We start from the raw sequence: 24,274 nt of genomic DNA on the forward strand, positions 1-24,274 counted from the left end.
GTGCCGCGGCGACATGCCACGGCCAGGGAAGCCAGCTTACGTACTTGCAACCACAAAGAGAATCCCCTAAGATTGAGAATCATTCTTCCAAATTTTGATAGGATTTACGTGAGAGCAAGCGATGGATAGGCTGGAATCCATGCGCATCCTGCTGGCGGTGGTGGATGCGGGCAGCCTGTCGGCGGCCGCGCGCCGGCTCGGCATGCCGCTGGCCAGCGTCAGCCGCAAGGTGGCGGCGCTGGAGTCGCACCTCGGCACGCGCTTGCTGCACCGGACCACGCGCCAGCTGTCGCTGACGGAGGCGGGCGGCGCCTACGTGGCCGCCTGCCGGCGCATCCTCGACGAGATCGGCGAGGCCGAGCGCGCGGCGACGGGCGAATACATGACGCCGAAAGGCGAGCTGACGATCACGGCGCCCGTCGTCTTCGGGCGCTTGCACATCGTGCCCGTGGTGGCGGCCTTCCTCGCCCACTATCCCGAGATCGAGATCAAGCTGGTGCTCACCGACCGGGTCATGCACCTGATGGACGAGCAGGTCGACGTGGCCGTGCGCATCGGCGAACTGCCCGACAGCGGCTGCATGGCCACGCGGATCGGCACGGTGCGCCGGGTCGTCTGCGCCAGTCCCGCCTACCTGGCCAGGCATGGCACGCCTATGGCGCCGGGCGAGCTGGCCGCGCACGCCTGCGTCAGCTTCGAGGTGCTGGAATCGCGGCGCGCCTGGGACTTCGGCACGGGTAAGGCCACGCAGTCCGTGCCCGTGCATGCGCGCCTGGCCGTCAATACGGTGGATGCGGCGATCGCCGCCGCCACCCTGGGCGCGGGCCTGATCCGCGTGCTGTCGTACCAGGTCATGGATGCCCTGCGCGACGACGCGCTGCGCATCGTGCTCGCACCATTCGAAGCGGCGCCATTGCCCGTCAGCCTGCTGCACAAGGGACAAGCGCCGCTGCCCTTGAAATTGCGCGCCTTTTTTGATTTCGTCACGCCGCTGCTGCGCGCGCGTCGGCTCAGCCTCGATTAAGCGTCAGCCCAGCGCGCGCTGGAGTTGCGCATACGCCTCGACCAGCCGCTCCTGCGAATAGCCGCGATTGAGTCCGCTCGGGTTGGGCAATATCCACACGCGCGCGCCGCCGAAGCGCTCGGGCTGTTCACCCCATGCCAGCTGGCGCTGGCCCGTCATCGCCGCATACGCGGCCTTGCCCAAAAAGGCGACCCACCGCGGCCGCGCCAGCGCCAGCTTTGCCAGCAGATCCGCCGCCGCCTGGGCGAATTCTTCCGTGCCCACCTGGTCCGCGCGCTGCGTGGGACGCCCGACGGCCGCCGTCAGGCCCACGCCGAAAGCAAGCACGCTGCGGTCATCCTGCGGCGCCACCTGGTGCGGCGTGAAGCCGGCCAGGTGCAGCACGGGCCAGAAGCGGTTGCCGCGGCCGAGAAAGTGGTGGCCGGCGATGGCCGCATCCACGCCGGGATTCAGGCCGCAAAACACCACCTGCAAGCCGGGACCGAGGATATCGGGCAAACCGGGCGCCGTTGTACTGTGTGACATGGGTGATCTCCAATGCAAGGAACTGCAGTATAGAAGCATGCGCACGGACGCGCGGGCCGAACTCGTTTGCCGGACTTGTTTGCCGGGCTCACTGGCCTCGCTGGCCTCACTGGCCTCACTGGCCTCACTGGCCTAAGCTGCATCACTGCGCCACTGCGCCAGCTGCAGCAGGGCCGCCAGGACAGCCACCGCCGCCGCCGCCGCGGCCAGGGTCCGGGCCGACCCGTCCAGCAGGAGCAGCGCGCCACCGGCGGCCGCGCCGATGGCGCTGCCCAGGTACAGCGCCGATTCATTGAGGGCAATGGCCAGGTTGCCGTCGCCCCGCGCCGTGCGCACGGCCAGCAGCTGCTGGTTCTGCGGCACTTGCAAGGCCCAGCCAGCCGCGCCCCACAGCGCGATCGGCGCCAGCGTCAGCCACGTCGACCAGCCGGCCGCCAGCGGCAGCGCGCCCAGGGCCAGCGCCAGCGCCAGCAGGAGGCACATGGTGAGTGTCGGTGCGGCCAGCTTGTCGGCCAGCGGCCCGACCAGGATGCTGCCGGCGATGCCGCCCACACCCCAGGCCCACAGAAACGGCGTGACGGACAGCGCCTCGCCGTGCGCGGACCAGGCCAGCAGCGGCGCGACAAACGTGTACATGCCCAGGCTGGCAATGGCCGCCAGCAGCGACACCAGCAGGATGCGCAGCACCTGCCCGTCCGCCAGCAAGGCCAGCTTGCGGCGCAGTGACGTGGCCGAGGCGGACGACGGGGCCGGCAGCACGGGCAATTTCCACAGCAAGCCGGCCAGCGCCAGCGCACCGAGGATGGCGACCAGCCACAGGGCTGCCGTCCAGCCCAGCTGCTGCGCCAGCAGCAAACTCAAGGGCACGCCCAGCACCGTGCCACCGGCCATGCCCCCCATGATCGCGCCGATGGCCTTGCCCCTTTGCGACGGCGCCGACACGCCCGCCGCCGCCGCGATGCCCAGCGCCAGGTAGACGCCGGCGCCGATGCCGGCCATGGCCCGCCATGCCAGCAGACTGGTGAAACCTGGTGCCAGCGCGCTGGCCCCGTTCGCCAGCACGAACACGGCCAGGGCGGCCAGCAGGCCGGAGCGCTGCGCGCGCGCCGGCAGCAAGGCCACGACCAGCGGCGAACCGAGGCCGTAGGCCAGGGTAAACGCCGTCACCAGCTGCGCGGCCATCGCCAGAGACACGGAAAACGCACCGGCGATCATCGGCATCAGGCCCGCCGTCACGTATGACGCCATGCCCAGCGCGAAGGCGCCCATGGCGATCAGGTGGACGGTGGCCGGCAGCGCGGTGCCGGCTGGCGCCGCGGCACGGAAGGAGGAAGAGTCAGACATGGGCAAGCCTTCGGAAAGAAAGCAGGCATTCTGGAATACAATATAAACAATTACAATTTAACTGTTTATGCTATTACTGGCAGCAACAGGCTCACCTGAAAGACAGCCCATGCGCAGCTTGCAACGCACCCGCCACGAACTGGCCGCCTACCTGCAGGCGCGCCGCGCGCGGCTCTCGCCGGAGGACGTGGGTTTGCCCGGCGGCGGGCGGCGCAGGACGCCGGGTCTGCGCCGCGAGGAAGTGGCGGCGCTGGCCGGCGTGGGGCTGACCTGGTACACCTGGCTCGAGCAGGGGCGCGACATCGGCGTTTCCAGCGCCTTTCTGGACAAGCTGGCCGAGGTGCTGAAACTCGATGCGGGCGAGCGCCGCCATCTGTTCCTGCTGGCGCACGCGCGTCCGCCCGCCGAAGAGGGCAAGACGTTTTGCGTGGTGCCGCCCCTGGTATGCCGCCTGATGCACGAACTGGCGCATCCGGCCTATGTGCTCAACCTGCGCTGGGACGTGCTGGCGTTCAACGCGCAGGCCGACACCCTGTTCGGCTTTGCCGCGCATGCCACCGCGCGGCGCAATCTGCTCTGGCTGCTGTTTACCGAGCCGCTGCTGCGCCAGCGCTTTGTCGGCTGGGAAGAGCAGGCACCGCTGATGCTGTCGAGCTTTCGCCGCGACTATGCGCGCGCCACGCAGGAAGCGGACATCCACGCGCTGGTCGAGGAACTGGAAAAAGTCTCGCCCGAGTTCAGGCTGTGGTGGCGCCGCCACGACGTGCATGCGCCATGCGCCGGCGTGCGCCTTCTGGACATCGATGGCGCGCAGGTCGCGCATGAGCACACCTCGCTGACCATCGACGCGGACCGGCACTTGCGGCTGGTGGTGTACGCGCGCCAGCCATGACAGGAAGCGCCGGCGCACAACGAAAAAACCGCCGACCCTCTTGCGAGAATCAGCGGCTTCGAATTGGTTGCGGGGACAGGATTTGAACCTGTGACCTTCGGGTTATGAGCCCGACGAGCTGCCAGACTGCTCCACCCCGCACAAGAATTATATACCAGATTGTTGCGCGGCGTAAAGGGCAAGAATTGACAATTTCATGCACGCCCCCGTTTCGCGGAGAATGCCGATGGCAAGCGTCAGCCAACAATGAAAAAGCCGCTGATCTTTTTCAAGTATCAGCGGCTTTCAGGGATTGGTTGCGGGGACAGGATTTGAACCTGTGACCTTCGGGTTATGAGCCCGACGAGCTGCCAGACTGCTCCACCCCGCACAAGAATTATAAGCGCAAAGCGCTGGCTTAGGCAATAGCTATCTTCGTTTCGAATGCAATAGAGCTATTTAATTAAGAATTCGCCAAAGTGCGCAAAGTGCTGGATGGCAATGTGTTCGCCTGTCACGCCACACGGCATGCAATCGGTGTACAGTAAGCGTTACACTAGACACCATCGATATCCCAAGCCTGCCCATGAAATTCTGTTCCGAATGCGCCCATCCTGTCAGCCTGTCCATCCCGGAAGGCGACAACCGTCCGCGCTATGTGTGCGCCAACTGCGATGCCATCCATTACCAGAACCCGAAAATGGTGGTCGGCTCCATCCCCTTGTGGGAAGAAGACGGCCAGCTGCAGGTCTTGCTGTGCAAGCGCGCCATCGAGCCGCGCTACGGCTACTGGACCCTGCCGGCCGGCTTCATGGAAAACGACGAGACCACGTCCGACGCGGCCGAACGTGAAACGGTGGAGGAAGCGGGCGCGAACATCGAGCTGGGCCCCCTGTTTTCGCTGCTGAACGTGCAGCGCGTGCACCAGGTACATCTGTTCTACCTGGCGCGCCTGCGCGACCTCGATTTCGCGCCCGGTATCGAAAGCCTGGAAGTGCAGCTGTTTACGGAAGCGCAGATTCCGTGGGACGACCTGGCCTTTCCCACCATCCGCGCCACCCTGGAGCTGTTCTTTGCCGACCGCGTGAAAATCCGCGAAGGCGGCAGCTATGGCTTCCATACGGGCGACATCACGCGCCCGATGGCGCGCCCGGATGCCGATGCCGCACCAGCTTCCTGATCCCGCCACCACCGCCACCACCGCATGATCCCCTGGCTCGACATCCACACGCCCTTCCCCGACGTCTCGCGCGCGCTGACCGGCGAAGCGCCCGGCCTGCTGGCGGCCGGCGCCGACCTGTCGCCCGCGCGCCTGCTCGACGCCTACCAGCACGGCATCTTCCCCTGGTTTTCCGAAGGCCAGCCCATCCTCTGGTGGAGCACCGATCCGCGCATGGTGCTGATGACGGAACGCTTCAAGGTCTCCGACAGCCTGGCCAAGGCGCTCCGCAAGGTCGAGCGCAGCGCCGCCACGGACGGGCGCTGGCAGCTGCGCTTCGATGGCGATTTCGAGGCCGTCATGCGGGCCTGCGCGGCGCCGCGCAAGGATGGCCCCGGCACCTGGATCTCCGACGAGATCATCGCCGGCTATACGGGCTTGCACAAGCTGGGCTATGCGCACTCGTCGGAACTGTGGCTGGACGGGGAGCTGGTGGGCGGCGCGTATGGCGTCTCGATCGGGCGCATGTTCTATGGCGAGTCGATGTTCGCGCGCGTGACGGACGGCTCGAAGATCGCGCTGGCGCACCTGGTGCGCTTTCTCAAGGCGCGCGGCGTGGCCATGATCGACTGTCAGCAAGAAACCAAACACCTGGCCTCGCTGGGCGCGGCGCCCATTTCGCGCGCGCGCTTCCTCGCCCACCTGAAGATCGCCATTGAAGCAGCGCAAATCACGGACTGGCAATCTGCAACACCGGCGTAAAAAAGTTATGATAGCTCCAGGCACGCTTCCATTGCCGCGGACAGACCAGACAGGATCAGCATGACGCACCTGAACGAACTACCGTTTGCCACCCTGCAGTTCTACACGACGGCACCCTACCCGTGCAGCTACCTGGACGACCGCCAGGCCCGCTCGCAGGTGGCCACGCCTTCGCACCTGATCAACAGCGACGTGTATTCGGAACTGGTGCGCAACGGTTTTCGCCGCAGCGGCATCTTTACCTACCGCCCGTATTGCGATGGCTGCCAGGCCTGCATCCCCGTGCGCGTGGTGACGGGCGAATTCACGCCGAACCGCAACCAGCGCCGCGCCTGGAGCCGGCACGCCAGCCTGCAGGCGGGCGTGGCCACCCTGTCTTTCCTCGACGAGCACTACGAACTGTATCTGCGCTACCAGAGCACGCGCCACGCGGGCGGCGGCATGGACCAGGACAGCCGCGACCAGTACGCGCAGTTCCTGCTGCAAAGCCGGGTCAACACGCGCCTGGTGGAATTCCGCGATCCGGACGGCACGCTGCGCATGGTCAGCATCATCGACGTGCTGGCCGATGGCCTGTCGTCCGTCTACACGTTTTTTGATCCGGACGTGCCGGGCGCCTCGTACGGCACCTACAACGTGCTGTGGCAAATCGCCCAGGCGCAGGAACTGGGCCTGCCCTACATCTACCTGGGCTACTGGATCGAACAGAGCCCGAAGATGGCCTATAAAATCAACTTCAAGCCGCTGGAAGCGCGGATCAAGGGGCAGTGGGTGATCCTGTAAGGCACTCAAACATTTAACCCAACGGCGAAATGCCGGGGTCGGACCCTGAGGGTCCGACCCCCGTCTTTGCCATAGGGTTGCCGTTTTTATTTGCTCTTGTCCGGAAACGCCGGACGCGTCGGCCGCACGGGCGGGTTCTTCGCCAGTTCGGCCTGGATCACCTCGATCGCCTTTTCCAGCTGCGGATCGCGGCCGGCGATGATGTCGGCCGGCGTTTGCTCGACTTCGATATCGGGCGCCACGCCTTCGTTTTCCACGCCCCAGCCATTTTCGCGGGTCCAGAACGCCAGGTTCGGCGCCGTGATCGTGCCGCCATCCATCAGCACGGGGAAGCCGAGGATGCCCACCAGGCCGCCCCACGTCGCCTTGCCGATCAGCGGGCCCATGTTATTTTTGCGGAACATCCACGGCAGCAGGTCGCCGCCCGAGCCGGCCGTCTCGTCGATCAGCATGGCGCGCGGTCCCTGGATCGAGGCCGACGGCGTCTTCATGTCCGCGCCATAGCGCATGGTCCACCAGGCGATTTCCTTCTTCTGCAGGATCTCGATGTAGTAATCGGCCACGCTGCCGCCGCCATTGAAACGCTCGTCGACGATGATGGCCTGCTTGTCCGCCTGCGGGAAGAAGTAGCGCTTGAAGTAGGTGTGGCCCAGCCCCGCCGTATTCGGCACGTACACGTACGCCACCTTGCCGCCCGTGGCCGCATTCACCTTGCGCATGTTCCCTTCGATCCAGTCGCGGTTGCGCAAGGCATCTTCCGTCGGCACGGGCACCACGGTGATGGTGCGCGCGCCCTTGCCGTCGGCCGACGGCCCCACGGTCAGGTCGATGGCCTTGCCGGCCGTGTTCTCGAAGGCGCTGTAGATATTCGTCGGCGGCGCCAGCGGGCGGCTGTCGACGGCCAGCAGGTATTCGCCCGCCTTGACGTTCAGGCCCGGCTCCGTCAGCGGCGCGCGCAGGGTCGGATTCCAGTTCAAGCCGCCATACACCTTCTTGAAGCGGTAATGGCCGTCACTGACCTCGTAATCGGCGCCCAGGAGTCCCCCCGGCACCTTCTTGGCATCGATGAAATCGTCGCCGCCGCCGCCGCGATGGTGGCCCACGGCCAGCTCGCTGCACATCCACTGGATCAGGCGGTTCAGGTCCGCGCGGCTGGACAGCTCGGGCAGGAAGACGGCGTACTTGTCGCGCATGGCCTTCCAGTCCACGCCATGCATGCCCGGATCATAGAAATAGTCGCGGTTGATGCGCCACACCTCGTTGAAAATCTGCGTCCACTCGGCGCGCGGATCGGCCTTCACCTCGATGGCGTCGACCTTGATCTTGCCTTCGCCGGGCGCCAGCAATTTGCCCGTGGCGGACCCCATGGCCCAGTTGTCCTTGTGGCGGTACAGCAGCTTCTTGCCGTCGGCCGAGATGTCGAAATCGTCCGCTTCCGCCACCACGGTTTCCGCCTTGCGCTCCTTCAGGTCGAAGCGCTGCACGGCCTTCTTGCCGTCGCTTTCGCGCAGCAGGAAGATCTGCCCCGCAGCGCCCGCCTCCAGCCGGGAGAACTGCGCGGCCGGCAGCGGCAGGTCGACGATGCGCGTGGCGATGCCGTCGAAATCGATGTGGATGGGCGCCACGGGAGCCACCGTGACTTTCGGGTCGTCGCGGCCCGTCTTCGGATCGATCTTCGGCTCGCTCTTCGCTTCCGTTTCCGCCTTGGCCGTGTCTTTCCTGCTCTCCCCGCCGGCGGCCTTTTCCTCGTCGCTTTCCTTGATCAGGGGCGATGGCAGGTCGCGCCGCAGCACGGCCATCCACACGGTGCGCGTCACCAGGTTGTCTTCGTTCTGCTGCGAGAACCAGTTGTTGCTGGGGCCCGCATTCGTCGAGGCGAAAAAGTACAGGTACTTGCCGCTCTTGTCGAACACGGGCAGGGCCACGTCGGACAGGCCATCGGTGACGGGCATCGACTTGTTCTGCTCGACGGAATAGATGTAGGCGCTGCGCGTGTAGGTAGGCGAATTGAGCGTGTAGGCCAGCCAGCGCGAATCGGGCGCCCACGAGGCGCGCATGCTCTTGTCGACGCCATACATCGGCTCCGTGGCGATTTTTTGCACCTTGCCCGAGCCGACATCGATCACGTACATGCTCCAGCCATTGTCGGCGTAGGCGATCTTTTTGCTGTCGGGCGACCAGACGGCATTGTCATAGAAGCCGCTGCCATTGAGCTTGAACTTGCGCACCGCGCCCTTGCCGTCCTGGGAGCGCACATGCAGCTCGTACTCGCCCGACTCGTCCGAGAAATACGCGACGGAGCGGCCATCGGGCGACCAGTTGGGCGAGCGCTCGTTGGCGCCCGGCGTCTGCGTCAGGTTGCGCACGTCGCCCTTGTCGGCGGGGATGGTGACGATCTCGCCCCGGTACTCGAAGGCGACCCTGGCGCCCGACGGCGAGATCGAGGCGTCGCGGATGTATTTCGCATTCTTGACCCAGCGCGGGCGCGTCTGTCCCAGGTCGCTGGCCACGCCGATGGCCAGCTTGTGCGCCTGGCCGCTGGCGATGTCGAACGAGTGCAGGTAGCCGGCCTGTTCGTAGACGATGGTGCCATTCGCCGCCGACGCGTTGAGCACGGGGAAATCCGTGTGCCGCGTCAGCTGGCGCACGGCTTTCGTCTTGATGTCGTAGGCGAACAGGTTGAATTCGCCGTTGCGGTCGGAACGGAAGTACACGGTGTCGCCCAGCCACATGGGGTCGACGTCGTTCGAGCGCGTGGTCGGCTGGGGGATTTTCTCGATCGACTTGTCGCTCGACGAGAAGAGCCACAGCCAGGAATGGGTGCCGCCCCGGTAGCGCTTCCACTGCTTGAAGGCGGGCATCAGCGGGTTGTAGGCGATGCGCTTGCCATCGGGCGAATAGGCGGCGCGCGATGCGTTGGGAATCTCCAGCTGGGTTTCCACGCCGCCCGCCACGGGCACCGTAAACAGCTTCTGGAAGCGGTTGTTGAAGGCGGCGCGGGGCGAGGTGAACATCACGGACTGGCCATCGGGCGCAAACGCCTGCGCCAGGTCGGCGCCCGGGTGGAAGGTCAGGCGGCGCGGCACGCCGCCCGCCGCCGCGATCACGTACACGTCGACATTGCCATCGATATTCGCGCTATACGCGATCAGGCTGCCATCGGGAGAAAACACGGGATTGGACTTCTCGCCCAGGTCCGACGTCAGGCGCCGCGCGCCGCCGCCGTCCAGGTTCGACAGCCACAGATCGCCCGCATAGATGAAGGCGATGTGCCGGCTGGAGACGGCCGGTTCGCTCAGCATGCGGGTGTCCTGGGTATTGGGCAGGGCCAGGGCGGGATGGCTCAGCAGCAGTGCGCTGGCGGCCGCGATGGCGGTCAGGATGCGTGTCTTTTTCAATCGATGTCTCACTTATGATGTAAGGAAGCAGAGGATGTCAACGGTCGACGTGGGATACAAGGCGGCCGCAATGTTGCTTGAGGCCAATGACAACTATACACCGGAGCCCGCGTGGAACACGGTAAAATACCGGCAATTACATCGCCGGCCACCAGCTATTCCAAGTGGCCCGCACACCTACTCAAAGCGCCCCATGTCTGAAAAATTCCTGTACTCCCTCGCCCGCCCGCTGCTGTTCTCGATGGATGCCGAAGCGGCCCACCATTTCACCCTGCCGGCTCTGAAACGCGCCAGCGCGCTGGGCCTGACCAAGCTGTCCGGCAAGCCTGCCGCTGACCCGCGCACGGTGATGGGCATTACCTTCCCGAATCCCGTCGGCCTGGCCGCCGGCCTGGACAAGGATGGCGCGTACATCGACGCGCTGGCCGACCTGGGTTTCGGCTCGATCGAAGTGGGCACCGTCACGCCGCGCGCGCAGGCGGGCAATCCGCAACCGCGCATGTTCCGCCTGCCGCAGGCGCAGGGCATCATCAACCGCATGGGCTTTAACAATGGCGGCGTGGACGCCTTTGTCGCCAATGTGCAGGCGTCGAAGTTCTACCAGAACCGCGCCGGCGTGCTGGGCCTGAACATCGGCAAGAACGCCGACACGCCGATCGAGCGGGCGGCCGACGACTACCTGCTGTGCCTGGAAAAAGTCTACCCCTACGCCAGCTATGTAACGGTGAACATCTCGTCGCCGAACACGAAGAATTTGCGCCAGCTGCAGGGTGCGTCCGAGCTCGACGCCCTGCTGTCGCAATTGAAGGATGCCCAGGCGCGCCTGGCCGACAAGCACAAGCGCTACGTGCCGCTGGCCCTGAAGATCGCGCCGGACATGGATGGCGAGCAGGTGAAAAGCATCGCCGAGTCGCTCACGCGCCACCAGATCGACGGCGTCATCGCCACCAACACGACCCTGTCGCGCAGCGCCGTCGAAGGCATGCCGCACGGCGCCGAAGCGGGCGGGCTGTCGGGCGCGCCCGTGTTCGAGCTGTCGAACAATGTCATCCGCCTGCTGAAGGCGGAGCTGGGCGACGCCCTGCCCATCATCGGCGTGGGCGGCATCATGCAGGGCAAGGATGCCGTGGCCAAGTTCGAGGCGGGCGCGCAGCTGGTGCAGCTGTACAGCGGCCTGATTTATGCCGGTCCCGCGCTGATCAAGGATTGCGCGCGCGCGCTGCGCGGCAAGCAGGCAAAATGATCGCCAAGGTCAAGCTGGGCGCCAGCAGCCTGGAAGTGAGCACCATTTGCCTGGGCACCATGACCTTCGGCGAGCAGAACAGCGAAGCCGAAGCGCACAGCCAGCTCGATTACGCGCTGGAACGGGGCATCAATTTCATCGACACGGCGGAAATGTATCCCGTGATGGCCAGCGCGCAGACGCAGGGCAGCACCGAGCGCCATATCGGCAGCTGGCTGAAGAAAAGCGGCCGGCGCGGCGATATCGTGCTGGCCAGCAAGGTGGCGGGGCCGAACTCGCGCATGCACTGGATCCGCAACGGCAAGACGGACCACGACGCGGTGAATATCCGCGCCGCCGTCGAGGGCAGCCTGCGCCGGCTGCAGACGGAGCACATCGACCTGTATCAATTGCACTGGCCCAGCCGCAACCTGCCCATCTTTGGCGCCAGCGTGTACAACCCGCGCAAGGAACACGCGTCGGTGGCCATCGAGGACACCCTGGCCGTGCTGGGCAAGCTGGTTGACGAAGGCAAGATCGGCCACATCGGCGTATCGAACGAATCGTCGTGGGGCGTGTGCGAGTTCGTCAAGCAGGCTGAAATAAAAGGGCTGCCGCGCATCGCCAGCATCCAGAACCTGTATAACCTGACGGCGCGCCATTTCGAGACCAGCCTGCTCGACGAGACCTGCCACCGCGAGAACGTGGGCTTGCTGGCCTACAGTCCGCTGGCCTTCGGCCAGCTGACGGCGAAGTACCTCGACGACCCGCAGGCCAAGGGCCGCTTGACGATCTTCCCCGCCGGCTGGAGTCCCCGCTACGTGCGCCCCGCCACCGTCGAGGCGGCGCGGCAGTACGCGGCATTGGCGCGCGCGCACGGCTTGACGCCGGCGCAACTGGCGCTGGCGTGGTGCTACTCGCGCTGGTTCGTGGCCTCCACCATCATCGGCGCCACCAGCGTGGCGCAGCTGCAGCAAAATATCGACGCGCATCACCTCACCTTGTCGCCGGAACTGGTGGCGGCCGTCGACGCCATCCACGCCAAAGCCCCCAATCCGGGGCAATAAGCTGCCGCAGCGTCTGGCGGCGTGCTGCGGCACGCGGCCAGACTACCCAGTCTCAGCGCAGATAGTCGTATTTATGCAACAGCCCGCCATTTACTGCTGTGCAGCATTGCCGCCTCGCCATGCCCGGTCGTATGCTGGAGACGAGGCCATATGCGCTACTCGCGCCATTTGGCCGTGGTTCAGACATTTATTGCATATCGATAGACACAACTATTCGTAAGCACGCTCCAGGCCCACTGTTACTCTGATGTCATCACCGGACCGCCTTGGTCCGCGCATCCACTAACCGAAGAGATATTGTCGATGAGTTCAAGCACCGCCCGCTCCCAGCTTCCCGTAAAAACCGTGATCGCCGCCAGCCTGGTGGCCTGCTTCAGCCTGCCGATGCAGGCGCAAGCGCAGCAGGAATTGCCGGCCGAAGGCGAATTGCAGTCGGTGGTCGTCACCGGCACCTTCGCCAAGAACCGCCGCACCATCGATTCCGAATCACCGATCGACATCCTCACCTCGCGCGACCTGCAAAGCACGGGTTCGGGCGAACTGGCCACCGTGCTGGCGCGCCTGCTGCCATCGCTCAATTTTGCCCGCGCCACGGGCGCCGACGCCAGCGACGCCGTGCGTCCGGCCCAGCTGCGCGGCCTGTCGCCCGACCAGACCCTGGTGCTGGTGAACGGCAAGCGCCGCTACACGTCGGCCGTCGTCAACGTCAACGGCTCGCTGGGCCGCGGCTCGGCGCCCGTCGACCTGAACGCCATTCCCCTGGCCGCCATCGACCACGTGGAAGTGCTGCGCGATGGCGCCGCGGCCCAGTACGGCTCCGACGCGATCGCCGGCGTGATCAACATCATCCTGAAAAAAGGCGCGGCCGGCGGCGACGTCGAAGTGGGCTATGGCCAGACGCAGGAACGCGACGGCAAGCAAAAGAGCATCAAGGGGTCGGCCGGCTTCAAGCTGGGCGACGATGGCTGGGTGCGCGTGTCGGCCGAAGTGGCCGAACGCGACCCGACCAACCGCGCCGGCGCCGACTTCCGCAATCCGCTGGAACCACGCTACGGCAAGGTCAACCAGCGCTACGGCGATCCGGAAAGCAAGCCGGCGACGATTTTCCTCAACAGCGAATACCGCATCAACGACAATATCGACTGGTATGCCTTCGGCAACTATGGCAAGCGCGACACGTCGGCCGCCGCCACCTGGCGCACGGCGCTGATCCAGGATTCCGTCACCAAAGCCTACTCGCAGCGCACGCCGATCTTCCCGGAAGGCTTCCTGCCGCTGCAAAACAGCACGCTGACGGACCAGTCCATCGTCACGGGCTTGCGCGGCGAAGCGGCCGGCTGGCGCTGGGATGCCAGCCTGAACTACGGCAGCAACAAGTTCGAGCTGGACCTGGACAACACGATCAACCAGTCGCTGGGCGCGAACAGCCCCACGCATTTCTATGCCGGCTCGCTGAAAAACGAACAAACGGTGTTCAACCTCGATGCGGCGCGCGAATTCCCCGTCGCGTTCTTTTCCGGCCCGCTGACGGTGGCCGTCGGCGCCGAAGCGCGGCATGAAAAGTACAGCATCGGCGCCGGCGATGAAGCGTCGTACACGGGTGGCGGCTCGCAAGGCTTTGCCGGCTTCCGTCCCGCCAACGCCGGCAGCCATTCGCGCCACAACGAATCGATCTATGTGAACCTGGAAGCGGAAGCGACGAAAAACCTGTCCGGTGGCGTGGCCCTGCGCCATGAGCGCTACAGCGATTTCGGCAGCACCACCTCGGCCAAGGGTTCGGCCCGTTACGCATTCACGGACGCCCTGTCCCTGCGCGGCACCGTGTCGAGCGGCTTCCGCGCGCCATCGCTGGCGCAGCAGTACTACACCATCACCACCACCAACTTCCAGGTCATCAACGGCAACAATACGGCCATCGAGACGGGCACCTTCGCCGTCAACACGCCGCAGGCGCGCGCCCTCGGCGCACAGGACCTGAAGCCGGAAAAGGCCCGCAACTACAGCCTGGGCCTGCAGTTCCAGCCGAGCCGCAACTTCACCACCAGCATCGACGCCTACCGCATCGACATCGACAACCGCATCCTGTTCTCGGCCAACCTGGCATTGAACGACAAGCTCAAGTCCCAGCTGGCGGCGCAAGGCACGCCCGTGGGCGCGGCGCGCTACTTCACCAACGCCGTCGACACGCGCACGCAAGGCGTGGACATCGTCAGCACCTACCGCATCGACCTGCAAGAGAAGGATCGCCTGGACCTCACCGTGGCCTACAACCACAACAAGAGCACGGTACGGAAAATCGCCGACAATCCGGCCATCCTGACGGACAACAACCTGAAACTGATCGACCGCCAGAGCATCGACCGCATCACGGTGGCGTCGCCGAAGGACAAGTTCAGCCTGGCCGCCGACTACGGCTTCGGCATCTGGAATGCGCATGGCGTGGTGACGCGCTATGGCAGCTTCACGGTGCCGCAGAACGACGTCAAGCTGGACCAGACGTATGATCCGCAGTGGGTGCTGGACCTGTCCGGCTCCGTGAAGCTGGGCAAGAACTGGCGCCTGGTGGCCGGCATCGACAACGTCACCAACCGCTACCCGGCGCAAGTGACGAGCGCGGGCAACCTGAACGTCAACGGCACCCAGCCGTACAGCATCTTCGCGCCGAACGGCTTCAACGGCCGCTACTACTACGCCAAGGCCGGCTACAGCTGGTAAGCGGCAAGCCGCCTGCCATGCAAAAAGCCCGGGGACGCGATGCGCCTCCGGGCTTTTTTTTCACACCAGCGGCGCCGCTTCAGCCGCGGCGGCGGCGCGCCATGACGCCCAGCAAGCCCAGGCCCATCAGCAGCATGCCGTAGGTCGCCGGTTCCGGCACGGCCGACACCGAGTTGAAAGCACGGAAGTTGCTGATGCCGCGAGGCAGATTGCTGAAAGTGAACACCGTATTCGCGGCCACCGGGCTGTCCCAGTGGAACAGCAATTCGCCGCGGCCGTAATGGATGGCCAGGTAGTCGAAACTGGAATTGATGGTAAAGGAACCGGACTTGGCACTGGCCAGGTCGCCCTGCGAGGCAAACACGAGGGACCCGGTGCCGCTCGATGGCAGGCCAAACTGCGTATTGAGCAGGGTCGTGATGGCGGCCGCGCTTTGCGCGCCGGGCGGATTGGCGCCGTCATACACCCAGACGCTGGATGCCGCGACAGGACCGTAGGTGACGCTGTTGCCGCCCACCGTGAAGCCGCCCTTGGCAGGATTGCTGATCTCCACCCAGCTGGCCGCCTGGGCCAGCGGCGCCAGGCAAGCCGACACGCCGAGGCACAGGCCGACTACCGCATGTTTCGTCTTATTCATATATTTCCCCTTGGATACTATTTCAATAAAGTAACTATATTATATTTTTTGTTATTTCTTTGCGACAGGACAAAAGATATCATCGAGGAAATTAAAATGCAATTAAAGAAACATCTTTTACCATTGGCATTTTCAATCGAACCCAGCCGTTTATCGTCCGGGCTGGCTATCACAGGGGCGCGTGACCATGGCCCGCGCAGCCAGGCGCGCAGGCCAGCCCCACGCCTGTTGCAAAATCACACAGGCTCATCCTGCCGCGACTACAACTCGAGGTTGGTGTCGGGATCGCCGCCCTGCCGGTGTTCGCCATCGAGCAGCGCCAGCGCCGCCAGGTCTTCGCCGTCGAGGGAAAAATCGAAGACATCCAGGTTTTGCCGCATGCGTGCCGGGTCCTGCGATTTCGGGATCGCCACGAGGCCATGCTGCACGTGCCAGCGCAGCAGGATTTGCGCGGCCGAACGGCCATGCTTGCGGGCCAGCCGCGCCACCGTGGCATCCTGCAGCAGGGCGCCGCGCCCCAGCGGGCTCCACGACTCGATGACGATGCCCTGCTGCGCATGCCAGGCGCGCAGCGGGGCCTGCGTAAAGTCCGGGTGCAGCTCGATCTGGTTGACGGCCGGCAACACACCCGTCTCCGCCCGCAGGCGTTCGATCTGCGCGGGCTGGAAATTCGACACGCCGATCGAGCGGATGCGCCCTTCCCCGCGCAGGCGCACGAAGGCGCGCCACGTGTCCACATATAAATCGCGCATGGGCAGCGGCCAGTGGATCAGGTACAGGTCGAGGTAATCCGTGCCCAGCGCGGCCAGGGTGGCGTCGAAGGCGCGCAAGGTGCTGTCGAAACCGTGTTCGCTGCCGCGCAGCTTGCTGGTGATCGCCACCTCGGCGCGCGGCAAGCCGCTGGCGGCGATGCCGCGGCCCACGCCCGTTTCATTGCCATAGCGGGCCGCCGTGTCGATCAGGCGGTAGCCGCAGGCCAGCGCCGCCTGCACGGCTGTCTCGGCCTGGGCATCGTCGAGCGGCCAGGTGCCAAAGCCGATCTGCGCGATGCGCCGGCCATCGTTGAGCGTCAAATGGGGAATCGTTGCGTCCGTCATGCCTGTCCTTGTGTGAGAGGGAGAATGACCATCATAGCGGCTGCGCGCGCGGCGTGCTTTCAGGCGTGCAATCGGCTACCATGGGCCTTCCTCTTCTTGACCACGGACCACCATGCCCAGCTGGCACCTGGCCGACGCCGCCGAACTGGCGGCGCGCCACCCTTATACGTTCTATAAATCACCGCCTGAAGCCATCGCCCAGGTGCGCCCCGGCGAGGTGGTCAAGCTGATCTTCGCCTTCCACAGCGACGATCCGCAAGCGCCGGGCGCCGAGCGCATGTGGGTGCTGGTGGAGACGGTGGACGCCGGCGGCCATTTCACGGGCAAGCTCGACAACATGCCCGGCTACATCGCCGATTTGCACGCCAAGGACCCCATCGCCTTTGCGGCGCGCCACATCATCAATACGCAGCACGACGATGACGACAACCTCGTCAACCGCTACGCGGGCCTGTGCTTCGTGACGAAAAAAGTGCTGGAAGATGGCGCGCCCGTCGGCTATCTGTACCGCGAGGAACCGGACAACGAGGGTGACAGCGGCTGGCGCTTCACGGCCAACGACGAGAGCGACGACTACATGAACGACAGCGCCAATGTGGCCCTCGTGTCGCTGGGCGCCGTGCTCGGCGTCGATGACCGTTTCATTGCGCTGCTGGACGCCCCCGCCGGTGCCGCGTTTGCCTTCGACAGGAACACGCAGCGCTTTGTGGCGGTCCAGGAATGACCGTCGATGAACTGAAGGATTTCTGTGCGGCCCTGCCCGGCGCGCAAGCCGTGCCGTACGGCCCGCCGTCGAACATCCTCGTATATGAAGTGGCCGGCAAGAAATTTGCCTACTTTAAAACCAGCACGCCCGAGCAGTGGCGCTTCAGCCTGCGCGCCAGCGCCGAGCGTTTCATCGAACTGACGGACATGCCCGGCGTCAAACCGGCCCGCTACATGGGCCGTTTTCACTGGATCACCATCGTCGAGGTGGCGCGCTTTCCCGCCGCCTACCTGGCGGAACTGGTGCAGGACAGCCATGCGCGCGCCGTGGCCAGCCTGACGCGGGCGCAGCGGGCCGCGCTCGCGCCAGATTAGAGCGACTCTTCGCCCGCCATGGCGCGGTCGATGTCTTCGCGCGTCAAATCCGGCGCCAGTTGCAAAATGAATTCGTAGGCGTACGCACGCAGGTAGGCGCCGCGGCGCACGGCCAGGCGCGTCGTGTTGGTGGCGAACAGGTGCGACGCCTCCACCGCCCGCAAGCCCTTGTCGCGGCCATGGTCGAAGGCCATCGAAGCGACGATGCCCACGCCCAGGCCCAGCGCCACGTATTGCTTGATGACGTCCGAATCCATGGCCGTGAGGATGATGTCGGTGGCCACGCCCGCCTTGGCGAACGCATCGTCGATATGGCCCCGTCCCGTAAAACCCTTGTCGTAGGTAATCAAGGGATACTTGGCCAGGTCTTCCAGGCGGATCGGCGAGTGTTCGAGCAGCGGGTGGCCGTCCGGCACGACGATCAAATGGCTCCAGCGGTAGCACGGGAACGATACGAGGTCGGGGAACTGGCTCAGGCCTTCCGTGGCGATGCCGATGTCGGTCTTGCCGGACAATACCCATTCGGCGATGTGCTCGGGGGCGCTCTGCTGCAGCGCGATGCGCACGTCGGGAAAGGCGGCGCGGAAGCTTTGCACCACTTTCGGCAAGGCATAGCGCGCCTGCGTGTGCGTGGCCGCCACGGACAGGGTGCCGCTGGTCTGGCCGCTGTATTCGAGGCTGGCCTGCTGCAGGTTTTCCGCCTCGATCAAGAGGCGGTCGACGATTTTCAGGATGCCCTTGCCCGGCTCCGTCAAGCCCGTCAGGCGCTTGCCGTTGCGCTCGAAAATGACCACGCCCAGCTCGTCCTCGAGTTCGCGGATCTGCCGGCTCACGCCCGGCTGCGACGTGAACAGGGCGTTGGCCACCTCCGTCAGGTTATAGCCGCGGCGGGCCGCTTCGCGGATCGAACGCAGTTGTTGAAAGTTCATGGTGTTCCAGTATGTGAGTTAACTTTGCGACACCTGACAAAAACCGTAGCGAGCGGCAGTGATTTGTGGCTAAGAAGCGCAACCGTACTCAAGTACGGTGAGCATCGCAGGCCGCCAAGCGCGACGCGCAGCAGGTTTGGCCAGGTGTTATCTTGCTGTCGGTTCGACGAATACGTGCAGGCGTTTCGGACGGACAACTAATGTCTCGCCCTCCTTCAGCTGCAGATGGCTGAAACGCTCGTTCGACATCACCGCTTCGATCAGTTCGCTGTTATCGACGCGCTGCAAGTCCAGCTGGGCCAGCGGGCCGATCGCATGGGCGCGGCTCAACTTGACGACGATGCCTTCCGCGCCCTGCGTGTAGCGGTCGATTTCCAGGTCGTGCGGACGCACATAGGCCGTGCCCTTGCTGTCGCTCACGCCCGCATAATCGGGCACCTCGAAGCTGGCGTCGCCGGTGGCCATCACGCCGTCATGCACGCGGCCATGGAACAGGTTGACGTTGCCCAGGAAGCCATACACGAAGGGCGAGGCCGGGTGGTTGTAGACTTGCTCCGGGGAACCGAGTTGCTCGACGGTGCCCTTGTTCATCAGCACCACCTGGTCCGCCACTTCCAGCGCCTCTTCCTGGTCATGCGTGACGAAAATACTGGTCACGTGCAAGTCGTCGTGCAGGCGGCGCAGCCAGCGGCGCAATTCCTTGCGCACCTTGGCATCGAGCGCGCCGAACGGCTCGTCGAGCAGCAGCACGCGCGGCTCCACGGCCAGGGCGCGGGCCAGGGCGATGCGCTGGCGTTGGCCACCGGACAATTGCGGCGGATAGCGGTCGGCCAGCCAGTCCAGCTGCACCAGTTCCAGCAAATCTTTGACCTTACGGCGGATCTGCTCTTCCGACGGGCGCTCGCTGCGCGACTTCACGCGCAGGCCGAAGGCCACGTTTTCAAATACCGTCATGTGCTTGAACAGGGCGTAATGCTGGAACACGAAGCCGACTTGCCGCTCGCGCACGTGGCGGTTCGACGCGTCTTCCGCGTCCAGCAGCACCTGGCCGCTGTCCGGGTGTTCCAGGCCGGCGATGATGCGCAGCAAGGTGGTCTTGCCGCAACCGGACGGGCCCAGCAGGGCCGTCAATTCGCCGGCGGGAAAGTCCAGCGAGATATTGTCGAGGGCGACGAAATCGCCGAAGCGCTTGTGGATGTTTTTAACTGCGATGGTCATGATCAGTGCTCCGTGGAACGTAAGGCGGAATCGTCGGCGTCGCTCTCGTTCAAACGCCACTCAATAAAGGCTTTCAGGGCCAGGGTCACCAGGGCCAGCAGGGCCAGCAGCGAGGCGACGGCAAACGCGGCGGCGAAGTTGTACTCGTTGTACAGAATCTCCACCTGCAGCGGCATGGTGTTGGTTTCGCCGCGAATATGGCCGGACACGACGGACACGGCGCCGAACTCGCCCATGGCGCGGGCATTACACAGGATCACGCCATACAGCAAGCCCCACTTGATGTTCGGCAAGGTGACTCTGCGGAAAGTATTCCAGCCCGAGGCGCCCAGCACGATGGCGGCCTCTTCCTCTTCGCTGCCCTGCGACTGCATCAGCGGGATCAGTTCGCGCGCCACGAAGGGGAAGGTGATGAAAATGGTGGCCAGCACGATGCCGGGCACGGCAAACAGGATCTTGATGTCGTGCGCCTGCAGCCATGGGCCGAACCAGCCCTGGGCGCCGAACATCAGCACATAGATCAGGCCGGAAATCACGGGCGAGACGGAAAACGGCAAGTCGATCAGGGTCAGCAGGATGCTCTTGCCGCGGAAGTCGAACTTGGCGATGCACCAGGAAGCGGCCACGCCAAAGACCAGGTTCAGCGGCACGGCGATGGCGGCCGTGATCAGGGTCAATTTAATGGCGGAAATCGCGTCCGGATCGATGATGGCGGCGATATACGCTTCCCAGCCCTTCTTGAACGCTTCCGCGAACACGGCCACCAGGGGCACGATGAGGAACGCCGTCAAAAACAGCAGCGCGATGGTGATCAGGACCGTGCGCACCCACAAGGGTTCCAGCACGACGGGGCCGATATTCGGTTCGATGCGGCGCGCTGTCGGCAGCGCGTCTTCCACGCTGGCCACGGCAGAGGCGGGACGGATATTCGTACTCATGATTTCTTCGCCTTTCCGCGCGTCCATGCTTGCAGCAGGTTAATCGTCAACAGCAGCAAAAAGGAGACCACCAGCATCACCACGGCAATGGCCGTGGCGCCCGCGTAATCGTATTGCTCCAGCTTGGTAATAATGAACAGCGGCGTGATTTCGGACACCATCGGCATGTTGCCGGCGATAAAGATCACGGAACCGTACTCGCCCGTGGCGCGGGCGAAGGCCAGCGCAAAGCCCGTCAGCAGTGACGGCAGGATGGTGGGGAAGATGACGCGGATAAACGTTTGCAGCGAATTGGCGCCCAGGCTGGCGGCCGCCTCTTCCAGCTCCTTTTCCGCGTCTTCCAGCACCGGTTGCACGGTGCGCACGACGAAGGGCAAGCCGATGAAGGTCAGCGCCACCACCACGCCCAGCGGCGTGAACGCCACCTTGATGCCCAGCACGCCTTCGATGAACTGGCCGAACCAGCCGTTCGACGAGTACAGGGCCGTCAGGGTGATGCCGGCCACGGCCGTCGGCAAGGCGAACGGCAAGTCGACCAGCGCGTCGATGATGCGCTTGCCCGGGAACTTGTAGCGCACGAGCACCCAGGCCAGGATGCCGCCGAACACCACGTTCAGCAGGGCGGCGATCAGCGAGGCGCCGAACGTCAGGCGGTACGAGGCCATCACGCGCTCGGACGTGACGGCGTGGAAGAAGGCGTCCCATGTCATGGTGAAGGTTTTCAGGAACACCGACGACAGCGGAATGAGAACGATCAAGGCCAGGTAAAAGAGCGTGAAGCCCAGTGACAGCTTAAATCCCGGCATGACCCGAAACGGCGCCCCGCGCGCCTTGACCGGTGCTGCTGATACTGCAGACATAGAAAAACTCCTTCTTATTACATTTTTGAGTTATAGGCTGCAATATTCACATGCATTCGTTATAAAAAGAACTAACCATTTCTCATTTGCTTAGATGGATTTTGCATACTTGCCGGCAGAATCTGCAGGCGAAAAAAAAACGCACCGGCGAGGTGCGTTTTTTAGGTGCCACTTGAAAAACCCCAACGAAATACCGGGGTCGGACCCTAAGGGTCCGACCCCAGACCTTGCTTCTGGGGTATATCAGCGACTGACCCCGCTCTTACTTGTTCGGCTGCGGTGTCAAACGAAGATACGGCTTCGCTGCCGTAAAGCCCTTCGGATATTTCTGCTTGATCACGTCCGGGTCTTGCACGGTCAAGGGAATGATGACGTCGTCGCCGTCTTTCCAGTTGCCGGGCGTGGCGACCGTGTAGCCATCCGTCAGTTGCAAGGCGTCAATGACGCGCAGGATTTCATTGAAGTTGCGGCCCGTGCTCAGCGGATACGTGAGGATCAGGCGGATTTTCTTGTTCGGGTCGATGATGAAGACGGAGCGCACGGTGGCCGTGACGGACTGTTCAGGGTGGATCATGTCGTACAGTACCGACACCTTCTTGTCGACGTCGGCGATGATGGGGAAGCCCACCACCGTGTTTTGCGTCTCTTCGATATCCTTGATCCAGCTCTTGTGCGACTCGGCCGCATCGACGGACAGGGCGATGGCTTTCACGTTGCGCTTGTCGAATTCGGGCTTGAGCTTGGCCGTCAGGCCCAGTTCCGTCGTGCACACGGGCGTAAAGTCGGCCGGGTGGGAAAACAGCACGACCCAGGAATCACCAGCCCACTCGTGGAACTTGAGCGTGCCGATGGAGCTGTCTTGTTCAAAATCGGGGGCGACATCGCCCAGGCGTAAGGTCATCGTGATCTCCTCAAATGTGGTGATGGAACATATTGCAGTGTAGTGTATCAAGCCGCCTGGCGGTGGCGGCGCTCTCCTTGCGCCAGATCAAACAGCGTCTGTAATTGGGCCTGCCCATAAATCCAGTCGCCCAGGTTGGACTCCGCGTTGATGTGCCCCAGCTCGCCGCCATCGATGTATTTGCAATTCCAGCGCCGCGCCCACTGCGTGGCATGCTCGGCCGTCATCCAGGGATCCGTCTGGCTGGCGATGAGGATGCCGGGGCAAGGCAGCCGCTTTTGCGGCAATGCCTTCGCCACGCCAAACTTGTCCGGATCGGCCGGCCCCACCAGCAGCACGCCCGCCACGCCATGCGGATCGCGGGCCAGGCTGTGCGCCGTCGTCAGGCAGCCGAAACTGTGGGCGACGATCAGAGTGGGCCGCGCATCCTGCCGCCGCACCCGGTCCAGGCGCGCCGACCAGGTGGCCAGGTCCGGCGTCGACCAATCGTCCTGTTCCACACGCTCGAACTGCGGATACAGGCGCTGCCAGCGGCTCTGCCAATGCTCGGGGCCGCTGTTATGCAAGCCCGGCACGATCAGTACCCGGTAATCGGAAAAGCTGCGCAGCGCCATGATGGGTCCTTGAGCGATGGATTACGGCAAGCGCTGCCGCTTGCCGGTCGAGCTGACCAACACTTACTTTGGCTGGTAAATCTGGTCGAAGATGCCACCGTCGGCAAAGTGCGCCTTCTGTGCGGCCGTCCAGCCGCCGGCCACTTGCTCGATGGTGAACAGGTTGACCTTGGCGAACTGCGACGCGTATTTCTTCGCCGCCTTGTCCGTTGCCGGACGGTAGTAGTTCTTGGCGATGATGTCTTGCGCTTCATCCGTGTACAGGTAGTTCAGGTAAGCCTCGGCCACCTTGCGCGTGCCATGCTTGTCGGCAAACTTGTCGACGACGGCGACGGGCGGCTCGGCCAGGATGCTGACGGACGGCGTGATGATGTCGAACTTGGTCGGACCCAGTTCCTTGACGGCCAGGTAGGCTTCATTTTCCCAGGCGATCAGCACGTCGCCGATGCCGCGCTCGACGAAGGTGGTGGTGGCGCCGCGCGCGCCGGAATCGAGCACGGGCACGTTCTTATACAGTTTGCCGAGGAAATCCTTGGCCTTCGCTTCGCTGCCGCCCGGCTGGCGCAGCGCGTAGCCCCAGGCCGCCAGATGGTTCCAGCGGGCGCCGCCCGAGGTTTTCGGGTTCGGCGTAATGACGGACACGCCCGGCTTGATCAGGTCGTTCCAGTCCTTGATGCCCTTCGGGTTGCCCTTGCGCACCAGGAACACGATGGTCGAAGTGTAGGGCGAGCTGTTGTGCGTCAGGCGCTTTTGCCAGTCGCCGGCCAGCAGCTTGTGCTCGGCCAGGGCGTCGATGTCATAGGCCAGGGCCAGCGTGACCACGTCCGCTTCCAGGCCGTCGATGACGGCACGCGCCTGCTTGCCGGAACCGCCGTGCGATTGCTTGATCTTGACGTTGTCGCCCGTCTTGCCTTTCCATTCCTTGGCAAACGCCGTATTCACATCCTGGTACAGCTCGCGCGTCGGGTCATACGACACGTTGAGCAGGGTGATATCGGCAGCTTGCGCCGTTTGCAGGACGGCAAACGCGCTGATGGCGGCGGCAATGATGATTTTTTTCGACAGCATCTAAGATCCCCGGTGGTTGAACTTTCAGAGCCACCAGATTACGGCGCCACGGCCGTAAAGAG

Annotated in this window: 22 protein-coding genes and 2 tRNA genes; 10 read left to right on the top strand and 14 right to left on the bottom strand. The window is 64.2% G+C overall.

Features of this window, described 5'->3' with window-relative positions:
• The first annotated feature begins 121 nt into the window (after positions 1-121).
• A complete protein-coding gene (locus BM193_RS04780) occupies positions 122-1,024 on the top strand; it encodes a LysR family transcriptional regulator (RefSeq protein ID WP_092795791.1) in 903 nt (300 codons plus the stop codon).
• A gap of 3 nt (positions 1,025-1,027) precedes the next feature.
• On the opposite strand, the gene mug is transcribed toward BM193_RS04780, so the two are convergent.
• Positions 1,028-1,549: a G/U mismatch-specific DNA glycosylase gene (gene mug / locus BM193_RS04785; RefSeq protein ID WP_092795793.1), complete on the bottom strand. Its 522-nt coding sequence runs from the start codon at positions 1,547-1,549 to the stop codon at positions 1,028-1,030.
• Positions 1,550-1,681: 132 nt separating this feature from the next.
• Entirely contained in the window at positions 1,682-2,893 is a 1,212-nt protein-coding gene (locus BM193_RS04790) for an MFS transporter (protein WP_175533146.1), read from the bottom strand.
• A gap of 109 nt (positions 2,894-3,002) precedes the next feature.
• Here BM193_RS04790 and BM193_RS04795 point away from each other — a divergent pair, with 109 nt between their 5' ends.
• A complete protein-coding gene (locus BM193_RS04795) occupies positions 3,003-3,785 on the top strand; it encodes a helix-turn-helix transcriptional regulator (RefSeq protein WP_092795794.1) in 783 nt (260 codons plus the stop codon).
• Positions 3,786-3,849: 64 nt separating this feature from the next.
• Here the strand turns inward: BM193_RS04795 and BM193_RS04800 are convergent.
• Both BM193_RS04800 and BM193_RS04805 read right to left on the bottom strand, forming a co-directional pair.
• A tRNA-Met gene (locus tag BM193_RS04800) sits at positions 3,850-3,926 on the bottom strand.
• Between the two features lie 152 nt (positions 3,927-4,078).
• Positions 4,079-4,155, bottom strand: a tRNA-Met gene (locus BM193_RS04805).
• A gap of 195 nt (positions 4,156-4,350) precedes the next feature.
• On the opposite strand from BM193_RS04805, the gene BM193_RS04810 reads away from it, so the two are divergent.
• The 3 genes from BM193_RS04810 to BM193_RS04820 are packed head-to-tail and all read left to right on the top strand — an operon-like array spanning position 4,351 to position 6,468.
• Positions 4,351-4,944, top strand: a complete 594-nt coding sequence (locus BM193_RS04810; RefSeq protein WP_092795796.1) for an NUDIX hydrolase — start codon at positions 4,351-4,353, stop codon at positions 4,942-4,944.
• Positions 4,945-4,968: 24 nt separating this feature from the next.
• Positions 4,969-5,685 carry a leucyl/phenylalanyl-tRNA--protein transferase gene (gene aat / locus BM193_RS04815; RefSeq protein WP_092795797.1) on the top strand — a complete coding sequence of 239 codons (717 nt, stop codon included), beginning with the start codon at positions 4,969-4,971 and terminating at the stop codon, positions 5,683-5,685.
• 60 nt (positions 5,686-5,745) lie between these two features.
• Positions 5,746-6,468 carry an arginyltransferase gene (locus tag BM193_RS04820; RefSeq protein WP_092832228.1) on the top strand — a complete coding sequence of 241 codons (723 nt, stop codon included), beginning with the start codon at positions 5,746-5,748 and terminating at the stop codon, positions 6,466-6,468.
• 86 nt (positions 6,469-6,554) lie between these two features.
• Here BM193_RS04820 and BM193_RS04825 read toward each other — a convergent pair whose 3' ends face one another.
• Positions 6,555-9,866 (bottom strand): S41 family peptidase, encoded by a 3,312-nt coding sequence (locus BM193_RS04825; RefSeq protein ID WP_092795801.1) that lies wholly within the window; start codon positions 9,864-9,866, stop codon positions 6,555-6,557.
• A gap of 193 nt (positions 9,867-10,059) precedes the next feature.
• Between BM193_RS04825 and BM193_RS04830 the strand changes: the two genes are divergently transcribed.
• From BM193_RS04830 to BM193_RS04840, 3 genes are all read left to right on the top strand, one after another.
• The gene (locus BM193_RS04830; protein WP_092795802.1) at positions 10,060-11,109 is read left to right on the top strand and encodes a quinone-dependent dihydroorotate dehydrogenase; all 1,050 of its coding nucleotides are present in this window, start codon (positions 10,060-10,062) and stop codon (positions 11,107-11,109) included.
• On the top strand, positions 11,109-12,155 hold the full coding sequence (locus BM193_RS04835) for an aldo/keto reductase (RefSeq protein ID WP_092797067.1): 1,047 nt from the start codon (positions 11,109-11,111) through the stop codon (positions 12,153-12,155). The genes BM193_RS04830 and BM193_RS04835 overlap by 1 nt, the downstream gene beginning before the upstream one ends.
• Before the next feature lie 303 nt (positions 12,156-12,458).
• Complete coding sequence (locus BM193_RS04840) at positions 12,459-14,870, top strand: TonB-dependent receptor plug domain-containing protein (RefSeq protein WP_092795804.1); 2,412 nt, start codon at positions 12,459-12,461, stop codon at positions 14,868-14,870.
• A gap of 79 nt (positions 14,871-14,949) precedes the next feature.
• Here the strand turns inward: BM193_RS04840 and BM193_RS29030 are convergent, their stop codons facing one another.
• Both BM193_RS29030 and BM193_RS04850 read right to left on the bottom strand, forming a co-directional pair.
• The gene (locus BM193_RS29030; RefSeq protein WP_254785836.1) at positions 14,950-15,507 is read right to left on the bottom strand and encodes a PEP-CTERM sorting domain-containing protein; all 558 of its coding nucleotides are present in this window, start codon (positions 15,505-15,507) and stop codon (positions 14,950-14,952) included.
• 260 nt (positions 15,508-15,767) lie between these two features.
• The gene (locus tag BM193_RS04850; protein WP_092795806.1) at positions 15,768-16,604 is read right to left on the bottom strand and encodes an aldo/keto reductase; all 837 of its coding nucleotides are present in this window, start codon (positions 16,602-16,604) and stop codon (positions 15,768-15,770) included.
• Between the two features lie 112 nt (positions 16,605-16,716).
• On the opposite strand from BM193_RS04850, the gene BM193_RS29035 reads away from it, so the two are divergent.
• Together BM193_RS29035 and BM193_RS04860 are read left to right on the top strand one after the other, a co-directional pair.
• Positions 16,717-17,328, top strand: coding sequence for an immunity protein Imm33 domain-containing protein (locus BM193_RS29035; RefSeq protein ID WP_092795808.1), 612 nt, complete (start codon positions 16,717-16,719; stop codon positions 17,326-17,328).
• Positions 17,325-17,684, top strand: coding sequence for an MmcQ/YjbR family DNA-binding protein (locus BM193_RS04860; protein WP_092795810.1), 360 nt, complete (start codon positions 17,325-17,327; stop codon positions 17,682-17,684). Before BM193_RS29035 ends, BM193_RS04860 begins: the two co-directional genes overlap by 4 nt.
• On the opposite strand, the gene BM193_RS04865 is transcribed toward BM193_RS04860, so the two are convergent.
• The 7 genes from BM193_RS04865 to BM193_RS04895 all read right to left on the bottom strand — a co-directional run bounded on the left by BM193_RS04865 (position 17,681) and on the right by BM193_RS04895 (position 24,212).
• On the bottom strand, positions 17,681-18,613 hold the full coding sequence (locus BM193_RS04865; protein ID WP_092795811.1) for a CysB family HTH-type transcriptional regulator: 933 nt from the start codon (positions 18,611-18,613) through the stop codon (positions 17,681-17,683). The two genes, BM193_RS04860 and BM193_RS04865, sit on opposite strands and share 4 nt — an antisense overlap.
• 147 nt (positions 18,614-18,760) lie before the next feature.
• Positions 18,761-19,831, bottom strand: coding sequence for a sulfate/molybdate ABC transporter ATP-binding protein (locus BM193_RS04870; protein WP_092795813.1), 1,071 nt, complete (start codon positions 19,829-19,831; stop codon positions 18,761-18,763).
• A gap of 2 nt (positions 19,832-19,833) precedes the next feature.
• A complete protein-coding gene (cysW, locus tag BM193_RS04875) occupies positions 19,834-20,769 on the bottom strand; it encodes a sulfate ABC transporter permease subunit CysW (protein WP_254785838.1) in 936 nt (311 codons plus the stop codon).
• A complete protein-coding gene (gene cysT, locus BM193_RS04880) occupies positions 20,766-21,629 on the bottom strand; it encodes a sulfate ABC transporter permease subunit CysT (RefSeq protein WP_092795815.1) in 864 nt (287 codons plus the stop codon). Before cysT ends, cysW begins: the two co-directional genes overlap by 4 nt.
• A 262-nt stretch (positions 21,630-21,891) precedes the next feature.
• The gene (locus BM193_RS04885; protein WP_092795817.1) at positions 21,892-22,530 is read right to left on the bottom strand and encodes a peroxiredoxin; all 639 of its coding nucleotides are present in this window, start codon (positions 22,528-22,530) and stop codon (positions 21,892-21,894) included.
• 47 nt (positions 22,531-22,577) lie between these two features.
• Positions 22,578-23,144, bottom strand: coding sequence for an RBBP9/YdeN family alpha/beta hydrolase (locus BM193_RS04890; RefSeq protein ID WP_092795819.1), 567 nt, complete (start codon positions 23,142-23,144; stop codon positions 22,578-22,580).
• A gap of 63 nt (positions 23,145-23,207) precedes the next feature.
• The gene (locus BM193_RS04895) at positions 23,208-24,212 is read right to left on the bottom strand and encodes a sulfate ABC transporter substrate-binding protein (RefSeq protein ID WP_092795821.1); all 1,005 of its coding nucleotides are present in this window, start codon (positions 24,210-24,212) and stop codon (positions 23,208-23,210) included.
• Between the last annotated feature and the right edge of the window lie 62 nt (positions 24,213-24,274).

Origin of the sequence: Janthinobacterium sp. 344, from assembly GCF_900112025.1 — a bacterium.
Lineage (GTDB): Bacteria > Pseudomonadota > Gammaproteobacteria > Burkholderiales > Burkholderiaceae_D > Janthinobacterium.